The sequence below is a fragment of the Bacillus sp. S3 genome (assembly GCF_005154805.1).
In the GTDB taxonomy this organism is placed as follows: domain Bacteria; phylum Bacillota; class Bacilli; order Bacillales; family Cytobacillaceae; genus Neobacillus.
In genome coordinates this window covers 156,054-173,781 of sequence record NZ_CP039727.1, presented here as the reverse complement: position 1 = coordinate 173,781, position 17,728 = coordinate 156,054, and the positions used below count along the sequence as shown (strand labels likewise).

General features: G+C 44.8%; 12 protein-coding genes, 10 tRNA genes and 3 rRNA genes. 2 read left to right on the top strand and 23 right to left on the bottom strand.

Features of this window, described 5'->3' with window-relative positions:
* Window positions 1-130: 130 nt before the first annotated feature.
* The 15 genes from rocF to FAY30_RS00885 form a co-directional block, all read right to left on the bottom strand.
* The gene (rocF, locus tag FAY30_RS00955) at window positions 131-1,030 is read right to left on the bottom strand and encodes an arginase (protein ID WP_149868142.1); all 900 of its coding nucleotides are present in this window, start codon (window positions 1,028-1,030) and stop codon (window positions 131-133) included.
* 373 nt (window positions 1,031-1,403) lie between these two features.
* Window positions 1,404-1,479: transfer RNA gene (locus FAY30_RS00950), tRNA-Ala, on the bottom strand.
* A gap of 9 nt (window positions 1,480-1,488) precedes the next feature.
* Window positions 1,489-1,563: transfer RNA gene (locus FAY30_RS00945), tRNA-Gly, on the bottom strand.
* Window positions 1,564-1,621: 58 nt separating this feature from the next.
* Window positions 1,622-1,694 (bottom strand) — tRNA-Lys (locus FAY30_RS00940).
* A 1-nt stretch (window position 1,695) separates the two neighbouring features.
* A tRNA-Gln gene (locus tag FAY30_RS00935) sits at window positions 1,696-1,770 on the bottom strand.
* 48 nt (window positions 1,771-1,818) lie between these two features.
* A tRNA-Tyr gene (locus FAY30_RS00930) sits at window positions 1,819-1,903 on the bottom strand.
* A 19-nt stretch (window positions 1,904-1,922) separates the two neighbouring features.
* Window positions 1,923-1,995 (bottom strand) — tRNA-Thr (locus FAY30_RS00925).
* 39 nt (window positions 1,996-2,034) lie between these two features.
* A tRNA-Val gene (locus FAY30_RS00920) sits at window positions 2,035-2,110 on the bottom strand.
* A 4-nt stretch (window positions 2,111-2,114) separates the two neighbouring features.
* A tRNA-Glu gene (locus FAY30_RS00915) sits at window positions 2,115-2,189 on the bottom strand.
* A gap of 20 nt (window positions 2,190-2,209) precedes the next feature.
* Window positions 2,210-2,282, bottom strand: a tRNA-Thr gene (locus FAY30_RS00910).
* A 28-nt stretch (window positions 2,283-2,310) separates the two neighbouring features.
* Window positions 2,311-2,385: transfer RNA gene (locus tag FAY30_RS00905), tRNA-Asn, on the bottom strand.
* 13 nt (window positions 2,386-2,398) lie between these two features.
* Window positions 2,399-2,515, bottom strand: a 5S ribosomal RNA gene (gene rrf / locus FAY30_RS00900).
* Window positions 2,516-2,638: 123 nt separating this feature from the next.
* Window positions 2,639-5,574 (bottom strand): 23S ribosomal RNA (locus FAY30_RS00895).
* Between the two features lie 194 nt (window positions 5,575-5,768).
* Window positions 5,769-7,319: ribosomal RNA gene (locus FAY30_RS00890) — 16S ribosomal RNA — on the bottom strand.
* The 16S, 23S and 5S rRNA genes sit together here with 10 tRNA genes alongside, the layout of an rRNA operon.
* A gap of 276 nt (window positions 7,320-7,595) precedes the next feature.
* Entirely contained in the window at window positions 7,596-7,826 is a 231-nt protein-coding gene (locus FAY30_RS00885) for a hypothetical protein (RefSeq protein WP_149868141.1), read from the bottom strand.
* A gap of 142 nt (window positions 7,827-7,968) precedes the next feature.
* On the opposite strand from FAY30_RS00885, the gene pdaB reads away from it, so the two are divergent.
* A complete protein-coding gene (gene pdaB, locus FAY30_RS00880) occupies window positions 7,969-8,721 on the top strand; it encodes a polysaccharide deacetylase family sporulation protein PdaB (protein WP_149868140.1) in 753 nt (250 codons plus the stop codon).
* A gap of 202 nt (window positions 8,722-8,923) precedes the next feature.
* On the opposite strand, the gene FAY30_RS00875 is transcribed toward pdaB, so the two are convergent.
* A complete protein-coding gene (locus FAY30_RS00875) occupies window positions 8,924-9,613 on the bottom strand; it encodes a KinB-signaling pathway activation protein (RefSeq protein WP_149872548.1) in 690 nt (229 codons plus the stop codon).
* Between the two features lie 149 nt (window positions 9,614-9,762).
* Between FAY30_RS00875 and gerD the strand changes: the two genes are divergently transcribed.
* Complete coding sequence (gerD, locus tag FAY30_RS00870; RefSeq protein ID WP_223820858.1) at window positions 9,763-10,377, top strand: spore germination lipoprotein GerD; 615 nt, start codon at window positions 9,763-9,765, stop codon at window positions 10,375-10,377.
* Between the two features lie 97 nt (window positions 10,378-10,474).
* Here the strand turns inward: gerD and FAY30_RS00865 are convergent, their stop codons facing one another.
* From FAY30_RS00865 to FAY30_RS00835, 7 genes are all read right to left on the bottom strand, one after another.
* Window positions 10,475-11,527 (bottom strand): Mrp/NBP35 family ATP-binding protein, encoded by a 1,053-nt coding sequence (locus FAY30_RS00865; RefSeq protein ID WP_149868139.1) that lies wholly within the window; start codon window positions 11,525-11,527, stop codon window positions 10,475-10,477.
* Between the two features lie 179 nt (window positions 11,528-11,706).
* On the bottom strand, window positions 11,707-12,429 hold the full coding sequence (gene cwlD / locus FAY30_RS00860; RefSeq protein WP_317845683.1) for an N-acetylmuramoyl-L-alanine amidase CwlD: 723 nt from the start codon (window positions 12,427-12,429) through the stop codon (window positions 11,707-11,709).
* Between the two features lie 80 nt (window positions 12,430-12,509).
* The gene (locus FAY30_RS00855) at window positions 12,510-12,953 is read right to left on the bottom strand and encodes a YbaK family protein (RefSeq protein WP_149868138.1); all 444 of its coding nucleotides are present in this window, start codon (window positions 12,951-12,953) and stop codon (window positions 12,510-12,512) included.
* A gap of 145 nt (window positions 12,954-13,098) precedes the next feature.
* A complete protein-coding gene (gene dcuC, locus FAY30_RS00850) occupies window positions 13,099-14,529 on the bottom strand; it encodes a C4-dicarboxylate transporter DcuC (protein WP_149868137.1) in 1,431 nt (476 codons plus the stop codon).
* Between the two features lie 121 nt (window positions 14,530-14,650).
* Window positions 14,651-15,571 (bottom strand): ribonucleoside hydrolase RihC, encoded by a 921-nt coding sequence (gene rihC, locus FAY30_RS00845; protein WP_149868136.1) that lies wholly within the window; start codon window positions 15,569-15,571, stop codon window positions 14,651-14,653.
* A 54-nt stretch (window positions 15,572-15,625) separates the two neighbouring features.
* A complete protein-coding gene (rbsK, locus tag FAY30_RS00840; protein ID WP_149868135.1) occupies window positions 15,626-16,525 on the bottom strand; it encodes a ribokinase in 900 nt (299 codons plus the stop codon).
* Window positions 16,526-16,550: 25 nt separating this feature from the next.
* On the bottom strand, window positions 16,551-17,525 hold the full coding sequence (locus FAY30_RS00835; protein ID WP_149868134.1) for a LacI family DNA-binding transcriptional regulator: 975 nt from the start codon (window positions 17,523-17,525) through the stop codon (window positions 16,551-16,553).
* Window positions 17,526-17,728 lie beyond the last annotated feature (203 nt).

The window sequence follows — 17,728 nt, the reverse complement described above, 5'->3', positions numbered from 1 at the left end:
GCGGTGAACCTCCTCGGCGCTAAAGCGCCTGTGGGGTCTCTCCTGTCCCGCTGTTCCCGCGGGAGTCTCGCGGCTTCCGCTCCAATCAACAGTGGTAAAAAATCAACAATAAACTATAACAGAACCTTCTTTATAAAAGTTTTTCACCGAATAATGAACCCATTAACCCGACAGCAACAGAGGCTGTTTTATTTTTTTCATCTAATATTGGGTTTACTTCCACAAATTCCGCTGAAGTAATAATCTTTGCTTCTTCCAGCATTTCCATTGCCAGATGGCTTTCACGGTAGCTGATGCCGCCCATGACCGGTGTACCCACACCAGGACATTCACTTGGATCCAAACCATCTAAATCAAGAGAGAGATGAACACCATCAGTTCTTTCCTTAAGGTAGGCAATCGTTTCTTCCATAACCTTCGCCATTCCCATCCGGTCAATTTCGTGCATCGTATAAACCTTTATTCCTGCTTCTTTAATTAAGATTCTTTCCCCTTCATCAAGTGATCTGGCACCAATGATTACTACATTCTCAGGTTTAACCTTTGGAGCGTATCCGCCAATTTCCGTTAATTTCTTGTGCCCTAATCCAATGCTGGCTGCTAAGGGCATCCCATGGATGTTTCCAGACGGGCTTGTCTCCGCTGTATTCAAATCACCGTGGGCATCGTACCAAATCACGCCAAGGTTCTTGAAGTGTTTGGAAACGCCGGCTAATGTCCCGATTGCAATGCTATGGTCACCACCAAGGACCAGTGGAAATGCACCTGATTGCACGGCTTCATCCACCTTTTCAGCAAGCATGGAGGTTTTTTCAGCCACTAAATCTAAATTTCTCAAGTTGGATTCTTCGTCTACAACTACTTCGGGTCTCCCGATTGGTATGTCTCCTAAATCATGAATTTCATCAAAAAGAGGTGTTAGTCGTTCATTAATCCCTGCATAACGGATGGCACTCGGCCCCATATCAACCCCGCGGCGCATTTGCCCTAAATCCATCGGCATCCCAATTATCGAAAGTTTTCTGCTCATCTCTCGCATTCCCCCTAGCTCTTTATAGGTACTATTTTAACCGCTTTCATAGGAATGACTCAACTCGACAAAATGGTGTATATATATGCGGAGAATATCAAAAAGCAGGCTCTGAATCATAAGGGCTGCTGGAATACTTTTGTGCGAAGATTTAGGCAGAAAGGGTTCCAATACGGTCTATTGGAACCCTTTCGCTTTATTTTTTTGCTGGAACGGGCTCCAATACTGGCTATTGGAACCCCTTTGCTTTATCTTTTTGCTGGAACGGGCCCCAATATGAGCCATTGGAACCCTTTTGCTCGAAAAATAGACATATAAAAATAAAAAAAGCCTTAAATCAGCAACCTGATTTAAAGCGAAATATGTAGTGTGATGGTGGAGCCTAGCGGGATCGAACCGCTGACCTCCTGCGTGCAAAGCAGGCGCTCTCCCAGCTGAGCTAAGGCCCCGTATTCAATTGGAGCGGAAGACGGGATTCGAACCCGCGACCCCCACCTTGGCAAGGTGGTGTTCTACCACTGAACTACTTCCGCATATTCACAGATAAAAACCCAAAAGAAAAAATTCGTCTGGGCTTTTACCTATAAGTTATGAGCCATGAAGGACTCGAACCTTCGACCCTCTGATTAAAAGTCAGATGCTCTACCAACTGAGCTAATGGCTCATGGCTGGGCTAGCTGGATTTGAACCAACGCATGTCGCAGTCAAAGTGCGATGCCTTACCGCTTGGCTATAGCCCAATAAGAAGTAATTAAATCTAGTATGTCCATTATTTTTAAAAATATGAATGGTGGAGGGGGACGGATTCGAACCGCCGAACCCGGAGGGAGCGGATTTACAGTCCGCCGCGTTTAGCCACTTCGCTACCCCTCCATATTCAATTTAAAAAAGGTGCCGGCGAGAGGACTTGAACCCCCAACCTACTGATTACAAGTCAGTTGCTCTACCAATTGAGCTACCCCGGCATATGGTTTAAAAAATATAGTGTTAACATAAAGATATTATGGTGGAGGATGACGGGATCGAACCGCCGACCCTCTGCTTGTAAGGCAGATGCTCTCCCAGCTGAGCTAATCCTCCAAAATGGTGACCCCTACGGGATTCGAACCCGTGTTACCGCCGTGAAAGGGCGGTGTCTTAACCGCTTGACCAAGGGGCCGAATGTTATTAAAATAGGTAAGCTTCCAAGCGGGCTCGAACCGCTGACCTCTTCCTTACCATGGAAGTGCTCTACCTACTGAGCTATGGAAGCATAGCTGATATTCTTAGCTGCATAAAAATGGCTCCGCAGGTAGGACTCGAACCTACGACCGATCGGTTAACAGCCGATAGCTCTACCACTGAGCTACTGCGGAACGATAGTATATAGCCTGGCAACGTCCTACTCTCACAGGGACGCATGTCCCAACTACCATCGGCGCTGAGAAGCTTAACTTCCGTGTTCGGTATGGGAACGGGTGTGACCTTCTCGCCATTGTTACCAGACTATTTTTTTAGACACTATTTATTATAATGTCTATTTTACTTTTTGCAAGAGAAATTTTTCATTCCCTCAAAACTAGATAATGCAGAAGAAGTTTTTGTAAAAACGAGTTCAACCACTTAAAAATGGTTAAGTCCTCGATCGATTAGTATCAGTCAGCTCCACATGTCGCCACGCTTCCACCTCTGACCTATCAACCTGATCATCTTTCAGGGATCTTACTAGCTTGACGCTATGGGAAATCTCATCTTGAGGGGGGCTTCATGCTTAGATGCTTTCAGCACTTATCCCGTCCGCACATAGCTACCCAGCGATGCCTTTGGCAAGACAACTGGTACACCAGCGGTGCGTCCATCCCGGTCCTCTCGTACTAAGGACAGCTCCTCTCAAATTTCCTGCGCCCACGACGGATAGGGACCGAACTGTCTCACGACGTTCTGAACCCAGCTCGCGTACCGCTTTAATGGGCGAACAGCCCAACCCTTGGGACCGACTACAGCCCCAGGATGCGATGAGCCGACATCGAGGTGCCAAACCTCCCCGTCGATGTGGACTCTTGGGGGAGATAAGCCTGTTATCCCCGGGGTAGCTTTTATCCGTTGAGCGATGGCCCTTCCATGCGGAACCACCGGATCACTAAGCCCGACTTTCGTCCCTGCTCGACTTGTAGGTCTCGCAGTCAAGCTCCCTTGTGCCTTTACACTCTACGAATGATTTCCAACCATTCTGAGGGAACCTTTGGGCGCCTCCGTTACTCTTTAGGAGGCGACCGCCCCAGTCAAACTGCCCACCTGACACTGTCTCCCACCCCGATCAGGGGTGCGGGTTAGAATTTCAATACAGCCAGGGTAGTATCCCACCGACGCCTCCACCGAAGCTAGCGCTCCGGCTTCTCAGGCTCCTACCTATCCTGTACAAGCTGTACCAAAATTCAATATCAGGCTACAGTAAAGCTCCACGGGGTCTTTCCGTCCTGTCGCGGGTAACCTGCATCTTCACAGGTACTATAATTTCACCGAGTCTCTCGTTGAGACAGTGCCCAGATCGTTACGCCTTTCGTGCGGGTCGGAACTTACCCGACAAGGAATTTCGCTACCTTAGGACCGTTATAGTTACGGCCGCCGTTTACTGGGGCTTCGATTCAGAGCTTCGCTTGCGCTAACCCCTCCTCTTAACCTTCCAGCACCGGGCAGGCGTCAGCCCCTATACTTCGCCTTGCGGCTTCGCAGAGACCTGTGTTTTTGCTAAACAGTCGCCTGGGCCTATTCACTGCGGCTCTTCAGGGCTATGAACCCTAAAGAGCACCCCTTCTCCCGAAGTTACGGGGTCATTTTGCCGAGTTCCTTAACGAGAGTTCTCTCGCTCACCTTAGGATTCTCTCCTCGCCTACCTGTGTCGGTTTGCGGTACGGGCACCTTGAATCTCGCTAGAGGCTTTTCTTGGCAGTGTGGAATCAGGAACTTCGGTACTAAATTTCCCTCGCTGTCACAGCTCAGCCTTTACGGTGAACGGATTTTCCTGTTCACCAGCCTAACTGCTTAGACGCGCATATCCAACAGCGCGCTTACCCTATCCTCCTGCGTCCCCCCATCACTCAAACGATTCATAGGTGGTACAGGAATATCAACCTGTTGTCCATCGCCTACGCCTTTCGGCCTCGGCTTAGGTCCCGACTAACCCTGAGCGGACGAGCCTTCCTCAGGAAACCTTAGGCATACGGTGGATGAGATTCTCACTCATCTTTCGCTACTCATACCGGCATTCTCACTTCTAAGCGCTCCACCAGTCCTTACGGTCTAGCTTCAACGCCCTTAGAACGCTCTCCTACCACTGACACCAACGGTGTCAATCCACAGCTTCGGTGATACGTTTAGCCCCGGTACATTTTCGGCGCAGAGTCACTCGACCAGTGAGCTATTACGCACTCTTTAAATGGTGGCTGCTTCTAAGCCAACATCCTGGTTGTCTAAGCAACTCCACATCCTTTTCCACTTAACGTATACTTTGGGACCTTAGCTGGTGGTCTGGGCTGTTTCCCTTTCGACTACGGATCTTATCACTCGCAGTCTGACTCCCACGGATAAGTCTTTGGCATTCGGAGTTTGTCTGAATTCGGTAACCCGATGAGGGCCCCTAGTCCAAACAGTGCTCTACCTCCAAGACTCTAACAACGTGAGGCTAGCCCTAAAGCTATTTCGGAGAGAACCAGCTATCTCCAAGTTCGATTGGAATTTCTCCGCTACCCACACCTCATCCCCGCACTTTTCAACGTGCGTGGGTTCGGGCCTCCATCCAGTGTTACCTGGACTTCACCCTGGACATGGGTAGATCACCTGGTTTCGGGTCTACGACCACATACTCAAACGCCCTATTCAGACTCGCTTTCGCTGCGGCTCCGTCTCTTCAACTTAACCTTGCATGGGATCGTAACTCGCCGGTTCATTCTACAAAAGGCACGCCATCACCCATAAACGGGCTCTGACTACTTGTAGGCACACGGTTTCAGGAACTATTTCACTCCCCTTCCGGGGTGCTTTTCACCTTTCCCTCACGGTACTGGTTCACTATCGGTCACTAGGGAGTATTTAGCCTTGGGAGATGGTCCTCCCTGCTTCCGACCGGATTTCACGTGTCCGGCCGTACTCAGGATCCACTCAGGAGGGAACGAAGTTTCAACTACAGGGCTTTTACCTTCTCTGGCTGACCTTTCCAGGTCGCTTCATTTACCCCGTTCCTTTGTAACTCCATGTTGAGTGTCCTACAACCCCAAGAGGCAAGCCTCTTGGTTTGGGCTATGTCCCGTTTCGCTCGCCGCTACTCAGGGAATCGCGTTTGCTTTCTCTTCCTCCGGGTACTTAGATGTTTCAGTTCCCCGGGTATGCCTTCTATACCCTATGTATTCAGGTAAAGATACTGTTCCATTACGAACAGTGGGTTTCCCCATTCGGAAATCTCCGGATCAAAGCTTACTTACAGCTCCCCGAAGCATATCGGTGTTAGTCCCGTCCTTCATCGGCTCCTAGTGCCAAGGCATTCACCGTGCGCCCTTTCTAACTTAACCTAAAAAGGTTTATAACTCTTATTCAATAAGAGAGAAAAACTAAAATGGCGATTACTCGATGTTTACTTTGCTTCTTCTTACGATTATCTAGTTTTCAAGGAACAAAAAAGTCTTGAGAGAATTGCTCCCTCAAAACTAAACAAACAAGAAACGTCAACCTTATTATCAGTCCGAGAGGACTGCATTATCCTTAGAAAGGAGGTGATCCAGCCGCACCTTCCGATACGGCTACCTTGTTACGACTTCACCCCAATCATCTGTCCCACCTTAGGCGGCTGGCTCCATAAAGGTTACCCCACCGACTTCGGGTGTTACAAACTCTCGTGGTGTGACGGGCGGTGTGTACAAGGCCCGGGAACGTATTCACCGCGGCATGCTGATCCGCGATTACTAGCGATTCCGGCTTCATGCAGGCGAGTTGCAGCCTGCAATCCGAACTGAGAATGGTTTTATGGGATTGGCTAAACCTTGCGGTCTCGCAGCCCTTTGTACCATCCATTGTAGCACGTGTGTAGCCCAGGTCATAAGGGGCATGATGATTTGACGTCATCCCCACCTTCCTCCGGTTTGTCACCGGCAGTCACCTTAGAGTGCCCAACTGAATGCTGGCAACTAAGATCAAGGGTTGCGCTCGTTGCGGGACTTAACCCAACATCTCACGACACGAGCTGACGACAACCATGCACCACCTGTCACTCTGTCCCCCGAAGGGGAACGTCCTATCTCTAGGAGTGTCAGAGGATGTCAAGACCTGGTAAGGTTCTTCGCGTTGCTTCGAATTAAACCACATGCTCCACCGCTTGTGCGGGCCCCCGTCAATTCCTTTGAGTTTCAGCCTTGCGGCCGTACTCCCCAGGCGGAGTGCTTAATGCGTTAGCTGCAGCACTAAGGGGCGGAAACCCCCTAACACTTAGCACTCATCGTTTACGGCGTGGACTACCAGGGTATCTAATCCTGTTTGCTCCCCACGCTTTCGCGCCTCAGCGTCAGTTACAGACCAGAAAGCCGCCTTCGCCACTGGTGTTCCTCCACATCTCTACGCATTTCACCGCTACACGTGGAATTCCGCTTTCCTCTTCTGCACTCAAGTCCCCCAGTTTCCAATGACCCTCCACGGTTGAGCCGTGGGCTTTCACATCAGACTTAAAGGACCGCCTGCGCGCGCTTTACGCCCAATAATTCCGGACAACGCTTGCCACCTACGTATTACCGCGGCTGCTGGCACGTAGTTAGCCGTGGCTTTCTGGTTAGGTACCGTCAAGGTACCGGCAGTTACTCCGATACTTGTTCTTCCCTAACAACAGAGCTTTACGACCCGAAGGCCTTCATCGCTCACGCGGCGTTGCTCCATCAGACTTTCGTCCATTGTGGAAGATTCCCTACTGCTGCCTCCCGTAGGAGTCTGGGCCGTGTCTCAGTCCCAGTGTGGCCGATCACCCTCTCAGGTCGGCTACGCATCGTCGCCTTGGTGAGCCGTTACCTCACCAACTAGCTAATGCGCCGCGGGCCCATCTGTAAGTGTCAGCCGAAACCGACTTTCAGCTTTTCCTCATGAGAGGAAAAGAATTATCCGGTATTAGCTCCGGTTTCCCGAAGTTATCCCAGTCTTACAGGCAGGTTGCCCACGTGTTACTCACCCGTCCGCCGCTAATCAACAGGAGCAAGCTCCCATTGATTCGCTCGACTTGCATGTATTAGGCACGCCGCCAGCGTTCGTCCTGAGCCAGGATCAAACTCTCCAAAAAAGTTGAGTTGATTAGCTCATAAAATAAAACGTTGGCTTAACTTCTATAAGAAGTTAATATTATTGTTTGTTGACGTTTTTGTTTGTTTAGTTTTCAAGGATCAATTTCTTTATCGCCTTAAAGCGACCTTCTTAATATATCATCTGCTATTTGTAATGTCAACAACTTTTTTTAAATTGTTTTTTTACTGTCAGCAGCGACGTTTATTACTATAACAAGTTTATCAAATAGTGTCAACGCTTTTTATAAAAAAATATTGAGAGATTTTTCGATACCTTATCCTTTTTTTCTGTCCTTCTTCCCTCTTCTCATATATTTCAGGCATTCATTAGGAGAGGCTACCCTTCTAAATAACGCAAATAGGATTTTATATCTCTCTTCCATTGCCCTTTTGACAATATGATCAATTCTGTCATCTCTTAAATCAAATAAAATTTCATCCATTTCTCGTTTAATTAGGTATTCCATCTCTTTTACTTCTTTCTGATTAATTAGAAGTCCAAACATCGAATTACCCCCAGCAAAATTTCTAGTTATAGTAGTCATTTCCAATTATTGATAAATTATAATAAAAATTCTTTAATCATATTTTAAAAAATACAAGCATAGATTTGAGTCAAGGATGGTATTGGACGAGGTGGGATTCAGAATGAATTTCTTTTTTGTATTAAACGGGAAGGCTTTAAAGAATGTAGGTTTGATTTTAATTGCCGCTTTTTTTACTGCTTGGTTTCTTTACGTGGAGAACATGGCACAAATTCCTGTCTTTTCAACTAAGGAGGGCTCTAAGGCTATTTATCGCGGAGAGAAAGACCTTGCGCTAACGTTCAATATTGGCTGGGGAGATGAAAAGGCTGAACCGATTTTAGATATATTAAAAAAGGAAAATGTGAAATCGGCTACCTTTTTCTTAGCAGGTTCTTGGGCTGAACGGCACCCCGACACAGTCAGCCGGATTGTAAAAGAGGGATATGAAATTGGTATTCTTGGCTATGACTATGAAGATTATGAGGATTTAGAAGATGGCAAAATTGCCAGGGATATTTCAAAAGCCCAAGAAGCATTTACAAAGTTAAATGTGAAGGATATTAAGCTTTTACGTGCACCGACAGGGCATTTCGATGAACGTACGCTGAAAATTGCCAAAAGGTATGGGTATACGGTTGTCCATTGGAAAGTTGATTCAAAGGATTGGCAAAATCCCGGGGTAGAAAAAATCGTTGAAAATGTAAAAAAAGCAGAAAAGGGGGATATTATTCTCCTGCACGCCTCAGATGCCGCTAAACAAACGGCAAAAGCCTTGCCGCTGATTTTAGCAGATATTCGACAAAAAGGATTAAAGCTCGTATCCGTTTCTGAAATGATCGCAAACGGGGACGTTCAATCAAACGAAATTAGGTAACTAGAAAAGCGCAAGCGCCCTGGTCAGCAGCGTATGGCCTGGAGCGCTCCAACTGAGATAAAGGAAACACAGTGAGCGGAGCGAACTGATGCTGACTTATCGGAGGGCGGAGAGCGAAGGACACTAGCCGCTAGGGCGCTTGCGCTGGACATTTCTCAAAGTCGAAACTTATAAATTCTGATATTATAACAAAAACCGCCCATTAGATGGACGGTTTTTTTGTCATTTTCTTCTTTTTCTTATTCTTTTCTGCAACAGGGCCAGTTTGTTTTATACGACTTTGTCTTTCCTGCTCCGATTGTGCATTCAATTTATGAAGAATTAATAATTGATATGCATTACAAGCCAGTAAAGCAATGGCCATTAAATAGAACCAGTTTTCAGCATTTTCCCTTAAAACAGGAACCCACTCCACTAATGTAGCAACAATCATAAAGAACAAAGCCGGAATAAACGCCGCACGATTGGTTTCCTTACTTTTTAGCCAAGCCACTGCCAGCCCGACAACTAATAAGAGGAGAGCTGGTACAAAAAAGGGCAAAATCGAGTCACCCGTTTTGGCAAAGTTGATATACCGTAAATAGACGAGATCAAACAGACCAAAGAGAATAAGAACGATTTGAACAGCGTTCCATAAGGAAGCGGATTTAAAGATGCCCAATCCAAACCGATGGATGGTTAAATACGCAAAAAAGCCCATTTGACTAATGACACTAAAGAGAAAGCCCATCAGCATTAACCAAGCGATGGCTGAAATTATATCCAGGATTTTAAAATCAATAAAAAAAGACTGCAGCTCATGCCAGCGAACAAACAACCCAAAAATAACTGTCGTGACCCCGCCAACAACTAATGTATTTTTAAAAAGCTTTACCAAATTACGGCTTGTCACACTATAAACCCCCAAGAAACAAAAATAAAATCCATACTGATTGTACCAATCTAAATATGAAAAATCCATAATTTCATTTACTAACGAATAATCTCCATCAATTTTCTTCATCCTAAAATTAAGGATTGATATGTGAAAGGAGCTTGAAAATGAAAGGTAAAAGTATGTTGCTCCTCCTGCCCGTCATGTTATTTCTGGCAAGCTGTTCTGCTACTGATACAAGCAGCGGAGGGCAGATCGATTATGATCAAACGAAAAAAATGGTTGTGGATATTCTCAAAACAGATGATGGAAAAAAGGCCATTCAGCAAGTAATGGACGATGATAAGATGAAAGAAAAGCTGGTGATGGATCAACAAGTAGTCGCCACCACCATCGAACAAACCTTAACATCAGATAAGGCAACTGAATTTTGGAAAAAGACATTCAGCGATGCTAAATTTGCTAAAGGCGTTGCCAAAAACATGCGGTCCGAGAATGAAAAATTATTAAAGGATTTAATGAATGACCCAGAGTATAGAGGTATGATGATTGAAGTTTTTAAAGAACCTGAAATTCAGAAGGAAATGGCGGATGCCTTAAAAAGTAAGGAATACCGCGAGCATCTGCAAAAAGTCATTTCCGAAACCCTTGACAGTCCTCTGTTCCGAGCCAAAATGGAAGAATTACTGTTGAAGGCAGCTGAGGAAACAAAAAGCAAGTCCAGCAGCAAGGATGGGGGCTCGGATCAAGGCGGCAGCGACAATAAATCAGGCGGCAGTTAATTTTGAAATGCCCCAGCCCCCAGTCAATTCTTATAGGCGAAATTCAATCTGAATCAAAAAGCCTCTTCTTACTATAAAGAAGAGGCCTTTTGTTTGCTTATTTTTTCAGAAGGCTTGCGACCTTTTCAGCAATCTCTAAATAAATTTTTCCGATTTGGTGATCTTCCTGATAAACGGATGGAGCAAAGTCATCATCGTTCCAATCAGGCTGGTTAAGCGGCAAGCGGCCAAGAACCTCTGTATTTAATTCCTCAGCTAATTTATCTCCGCCGCCGCGGCCGAATACATATTCCTTTTCGCCTGTAAGCTTACTTTCAAAATAGGCCATGTTCTCAATGACACCAAGCACCTCATGCTCGGTCCTTAGAGCCATTGCACCTGCACGGGCAGCAACAAAGGCAGCCGTTGGATGCGGTGTCGTGACGATGATTTCCTTACATGCAGGAAGCATCGTGTGAACATCAAGGGCAACGTCTCCTGTTCCCGGCGGTAAATCTAATAGTAAATAATCAATTTCTCCCCACTCCACCTCATTGAAGAAACTGTTTAACATTTTTCCAAGCATTGGTCCGCGCCAAATAATTGGGGCATTGTCTTCCACAAAGAAACCCATCGAAATAACTTGTACACCGAAACGTTCAACAGGGATAATCTTTTCACCGCGTACAACAGGCCGTTTTGTAATACCCATCATATCAGGTACGCTGAAACCGTAAATATCCGCATCAATCAAGCCGACCTTTTTCCCTAAGCGGGCCAGTGCGACAGCAAGGTTCACAGAAACGGTTGATTTCCCTACCCCGCCTTTTCCACTGGCAATCGCAATAAAAGTCGTATCTGTTGAATTAAGAAGATTCTTCTCTTTTTCGGGCTCTGCCTGGCGGTTAGCAGCTAGTACTTCTTCTGGAAGCTCGCTAAAACGAATACCGACTGTTGCCGCCCCGGCTTCTTTTAAAAGGTTAACGATTTGCGTTTGCAGCTGCAGCTGTTCACTTGTACCGGTTCTGGCGATCTGCACCTTCACACTGACATGGTTTTTTTCCTCTTTAATTTTAATTTCCTCAATAGCATTTAGTTCTGCTAATGTTTTATGTAAAAATGGTTCTTTGAGGCCGCCAAGAACCTCACGGATTCTCACATCTGTTAACATAATAAACACCTCACCTATTGAATTCGTTTCCATCTCTAAGTATACCATAACCTATTGGCGAAACAGTTAACTGAATCACACTATTATAGAGAAAAGCGCAAGCGCTCTGGTTAGCGGGCGCTAGAGGTGGACATTTCTCAATGTCCTAAAAATAAAAATGGAAGGTGTTTCCACCTCCCTTAATCTGTTTCTTTTAGTTCCTTTTCATTCGTAAAATAGCGCAAGACTCCCATGTTAATGGATGCTGCCACTTTTTCCTGATAGTCATCTTTCTTTAATAATGCCTTTTCACCAGGATTAGAAAGAAAGCCCACTTCCACCAGTATACCCGGCTTTTTAGCATGTTTTAAAATATAGACTTGGTTGATCGGCTTGGCTTTCCTTGTTGTGTTCTCCAAGTTCCTGCGCAATTCATCCTGAATAAACTTCGCTGCCCTGGCATTCTGCTTATGGTGTGGGGCATAGAACGTTTGGGCGCCGCTCCATCTTGCAGATGGAATTGCATTTAAATGAATGCTGACAAAGAGGTCATGGTCTGATGTATTGATTATCTTTAATCTCTTTTTCAAGTCTGCCACTTTTCTTCGGCTATATCCTTTTGTTCCTTCGTCTGCTAAATCTTCATCCTTTTCCCTTGTCATGATGACAAGCGCCCCTTGTTCCTGAAGATAATCCCTGACTTTCTTCGTGATCTCCAAAGCGATATCCTTTTCAAGGGTATCACCGGTGCCGGCACCGCCATCCGGGCCGCCATGACCTGCATCTAATAGGATGATTTTCCCTGATAATGGGAGATTCCACGATTTCCATGAATTATTTTCGGAAAAATCATGTTGTAATATAAAAAATAAAACAACTAATCCCGCAATAAAGCTGATGATTTTCCATTTACGTTTTAACACCCGAATCATTCCTTCCCGCTCGTCCATGTTCAAATTAAATATATGGGACAGGAAGGACATTTAGAACTTTAGAATGGGTGTCAGTGAAGGCGGAGTTTGTGGCGTCTTTGGCCTTTTTCGTAGCCCTCCCGCCACCAAACATGAATATATTGCTCACATAAATAATAAAGTGATTCGCTCATCGTGCCTTCTTCTCCATTTCCCCAATAGAGTAAAAAGTTATAGAGCGTATCGATGAGGTGTTTTTCTTCGCGAAAGCAGCGTAAGCGTACTGCTTCCATATCCTCGCCATAATAGCCAAACTTACTGAATTTCGCTCCTAACAGGAAGGCTTCCAGTGCAACATCATAACAGGCTTCCTCGATTCCTGTGTTCATCGCAAAGCTTGAGGCAATTTTTGTCGAACCAAAGTAATGGCGTACTCTTTCTTTCAGCGTATTGATCGATAGCTCCTTCAGTACGGAGCGCTCGTATTTTATTTGTTTTTCCCGTCTTTTTTCTTTAAAGGTTGTAATCACAGTCACTTCATTTTCACCTCTTAGAACTAGTCTTTATCCCGCCTTCGGAAGAAATGCAAAGAGGCTTTTTCCAATTTTTTATGCCCGCAGGAATGCTGCAAAAGAAATAGCTCCCAGCCACTTTCTGCCGGGAGCCACTTAAGATCAGTACTTACATAAAAATGATCATTGATAAAATAAACATAAATACCGCGCCTGCAATCATAGGGACTGACGTCCTTTTCACGATTTCAATCGGCTCTACCTTCACCGTTCCCGCAACAATTAATACGACTGCTGCTACTGGCGATACTGCTCTAAATAAGTTGCCTGCTAATCCCATTGGCACGGAAATAGCAATAGGGTTGATTCCAGCCGCTTCTGCTAATGGAACAACTAAAGGAACCATTGCGAAGAACAGTGCCAGGCCGCTGCCGCTTAATAATGTAATCAGTGCTGTTACAGCAACTAATATGAGCGGTAAAATGAAATCTACCCCTTTTCCTTGGGTATTTTGCATCGATTGTTGAAGCGCATCAATTAATCCAATTGATTTTAAACCGGTTACAAAAACAGATGCAGCCACTAACAAAGCGACAATCGACATCGCTCCGCCCATGCCTTTAAAAAAGGTTTCGGTGTCCGCTAACACTTTCTTATTTCCTTTGGTTCTGACTAACTCACAGATGATAGCAAGAATAAAGGAGACAATCGTCGCAACTTCAACACTAATATTGATAGCCGTCCCAGCAGTTAGCTGAATTCCATACGCAGCTAAGAGAAGCACAATAGGGAAAATTGGCAGTAACGCATACACTGTTTTATATAATCTGCCGCCGTTAATAACCGCTGCCTGCTCTACTTTAATGTTTGCCTCTGTTTCCGCTCCGGATTTAGCCGCTGCCTTTTTATCCATTCTTCTTTGCCAAAAGAAATGAACAAGTGCGATAAAAATCAACGTAGGAATAGAGACAAGTGCATGGTATTTAAAAACATAATCTGTAACCGTTAAATTTGCGAATAAATTGTGCTTGGCCAATTCCTGAGCAATTGCAACATTATCACTTCCCAATGGGGTCGGAATGATCGTTGCAGAGGTTGCGATAATTGCAGCCGCTGTCAATGATGACATCCCTGCTCGTTTTAATACTGGAAATAATGTCGCTAGTAAAATAATGGCTAAGTTTGACGCACTAGGAATAACAAGGGAAAGTAAATTTCCTAGTAAAAATACAACCGGCACTAAGACATAGACAGACTTAAACTTTGAAATCGGCTTGGTTAACACATTTACCGTAACATCGTTTGCACCAATGGCAGACATATATGCTGTATAACCGCCCAGCATAAGGATGACAAATCCAGCTGCACCAAAAGTCTCTTTAAATTGCTGGACAATTACTTGAAGCGGATCGAGCAAGAATGATCCTGTTGAGACAAAATCCTTCACTGCTATTTCTTTGCCCATCGCCAGACTAAGCAAAATGAGCAGAATCCCCATTAAGAAAAGGGAAATTTTAATATCCATCTTTTTAATTAACATATAAATAACGACTGCTACCGCTATTGCGGCAGATGCATACATTACAAGGTTGGCTCCCATGATAGTCTTCCCCTTTTGTAATTGAAATTTTTTTATCTTCAAATCCCTTAGGTGCTGCGGGATCTTATTTTATCCCGAAACACCCAAGGGCAGTTCTCCATGTTCCCTGTTTAGAATATCTTTAAATACAATGCGATAAGCTCTCCATGAACCACTCTTTAAACATCTCCGGATTAATATCGGTACAAACCTTTGCATTGCTTGGTTTTCCTAGGTAACCTTTTAAATCGACTACAGTACAGCCAGAGGTCAAAGAACCATTAATCTCAACATCCACAAATGTTTCGGCCACGTCAAACATTTCCGGTCTTAATAAATAGGCAATGGCACAGCTATCGTACATCTTAAGCCCTGTTTTCATGCTGCCGCCGCGATATTTACTAAACAAATGGTAAATCATGTCCCCTGTCTTGTTCATCACTTTCAATTGTTGGCTGTCCTCAGGATATACAAGTGCTTTCAACCCACAGTCCAAACCAACCATGACCATCGGTACTCCGCTTTGGAAGACGACTTTTGCTGCTTCAGGATCGGCATACACGTTGAACTCAGCCATTACTCCTGCATTGCCGCGAGCTGTGGAACCACCCATCATAACGATTTCGGCAATATTTTTCTTCACTTCTGGATATGTTTTTAACAGCAGCGCAATATTAGTTAATGGCGCAATCGGAACAAGGGTTACTGGCTCTTCACTAGACATAATCACGTTATACATAGCAGTTACAGCATTTTCTTTTAAAAGAAGGTCGTAGGACGGCTCTTCAAATTCATATCCGCCCATTCCGCTTTCCCCATGAATATCACTAGCGTCAATTGGCTCTTTAATCAGCGGCCGATCGGCTCCCATCGCAACAGGGACATTTTTGTTGAAAAATGTAAGCAGGCGCAAGGCATTATTGGTTACTTTTTCAAGGCTGACGTTGCCGGCTACGGTTGTAATTAAGCGAAGATCTAATTCTTCACTAAATAGTGCCGCGGCAATGGCAACTGCATCATCAATTCCAGGATCTGTGTCAATAATAATAGGTCTTTTTGTCATTGTTCGTCCCTCCAAGTTTCATTATTTTTCCCGTAAATAAAATCAATAGCATTTTTATCTTGGTTCATTTCCTTCGAATTGCTTCCTAAACACTTCTACTTCTTCTTTTCTAGGCATGCCTGTCTGGGCACCAAGCTTGGTGGTGGACAAGGCGGCAACTGCATTCCCAAATCGGGAAGCTTCTGAGACTGAAAGGCCTGAACCAAGTGCAACCGCAAATCCCCCATTAAAGGAATCACCTGCCCCTGTCGTATCGACAACGTTTACCTGGTAAGCTGGAATGGAGACCTCTTTGTCTTCCTTATAAAAGGCTACGCCTTGACTGCCTTTTGTTAGGATGACCTTTTCTTTCAGCTCGGTTTCGGTCAGCCCTTTTTGTAAAAGCATGTATTCATGTTCATTCGGCGTGAGATAATTTATGTTTTTAATAAGTTCGGCTGGGAGTTCGCGGATGGGCGCCGGGTTTAAAATAACCGTAACGTCATGTTCACTTGCAATTTCCACTGCCTTTTGAACACCCTCTAAAGGGATTTCCAGCTGTAAAATAAGAATATCGCTTTCAGCAATGACCTCCCGCTTAGATTCCACAAATGATGCAGTAACCCGTTCATTCGCGCCAGGGACGACCATGATACAATTATCGCCGCCTGAAACAACAATTGTCGCTGTTCCAGTTTGACCTGTAACCGGTTCCACATCACTTACATTGACCCCCTCATCGTGGAGGTGTTGTTTCAGTGTTTGACCAAAGCTGTCATTACCCACGCAGCCAATCATGCGGACATCTGCTCCAAGTCTGGCGGCGGCAACTGCTTGGTTTGCCCCTTTCCCGCCTGGATTCATTTTAAATTGACTTCCCATGAGTGTTTCTCCCATTTTGGGGAGCTGATTTGTGATCGTTACTAGATCCATATTAATGCTCCCCACAACCGTTATTTTTGGTTTGAGGTTCATACCCATTTACCTCCCTGTGCTAAAATCATGATGATTCTCTTTCTACTAGTTGAACATCTAATCGATAAAATGTATTCTCGACTGGTTTTTCCTCAACAAATCCAATTAACATCTGTGCGGCTTTTTCACCCATTTCGTAAATAGGCTGCACGATTGTTGTAAGTTCCGGTGTTGTTGCCTTTGATAAACTAATACCATCGAAACCAATAATTGCAATATCCTCCGGCGTCTTTTTTCCGAGTTTGTAAACAGCTTTGATTGCACCAATTGCCATCGTATCATTAGCTGCAAAAATGCCATCGATTTCCGGGTGCAGCTGGATGAGCTTCATTGTCGCTTCAATGGCGGATTCCATATCAAAGTTGCCGTTTACAATGTAGCTTTCGCTGAACCATGGTTCGTTACTAACAATCTGTTTATAGCCTTCACAACGCTCATTGGCATTGACGATTGCGAGAGGACCTCTTATGTGAGCAATTCTGCTGCGGCCCTTATTTCTTAAATATTGAGTAGCAAGCCGTGCTCCCTTACTATTTTCTACTACAATGGTTGGAATATCCTTACTGATTTCACGGTCTAGGCTCACGACAGGTATTTGAAGCGCATTCACCTGATCCTCGCGTAAAGTATTAGAGGATACAATAATTCCATCCACATATTTTTGCATTAATACATCTAAATAATGCTGTTCCTTCTCAACCTTCCCATCGGAATTACACAGGATGACGGTATATCCAAGCTTTGAAGCCGTATCCTCGACCGCCCTTGCCAGTTCAGGAAAGTATGGGTTGGTTATATCTGGAACGATTAAGCCGATTGTTTTAGACTGTTTCTTAAATAAACTGCGTGCCACTTCATTCGGCTTGTAATTTAACTCACGAATCGATTGTTCCACCTTTTTCCTTGTTTCCTCACTCACGTACCCTTTTGCGTTTAATACCCTAGACACAGTAGCAACAGATACTCCTGCATGATGAGCTACATCTTTTATTGAATTCACTTTATTCACTCCATTTTATATCAGTAACCGGTTACACACAGCTTACCTTTATTCTCATTAGGAGTCAATAAAATGAAGTGCAGCTTACTACTGTTGGCACGTATATCTTTGACATGCGTTTGTGTTCGTTTGGGTAACCGGTTACACATCAGTTACTCTTCATTATTTAAGACGTAACTTTATGAAGGTTACGCTTATTACAG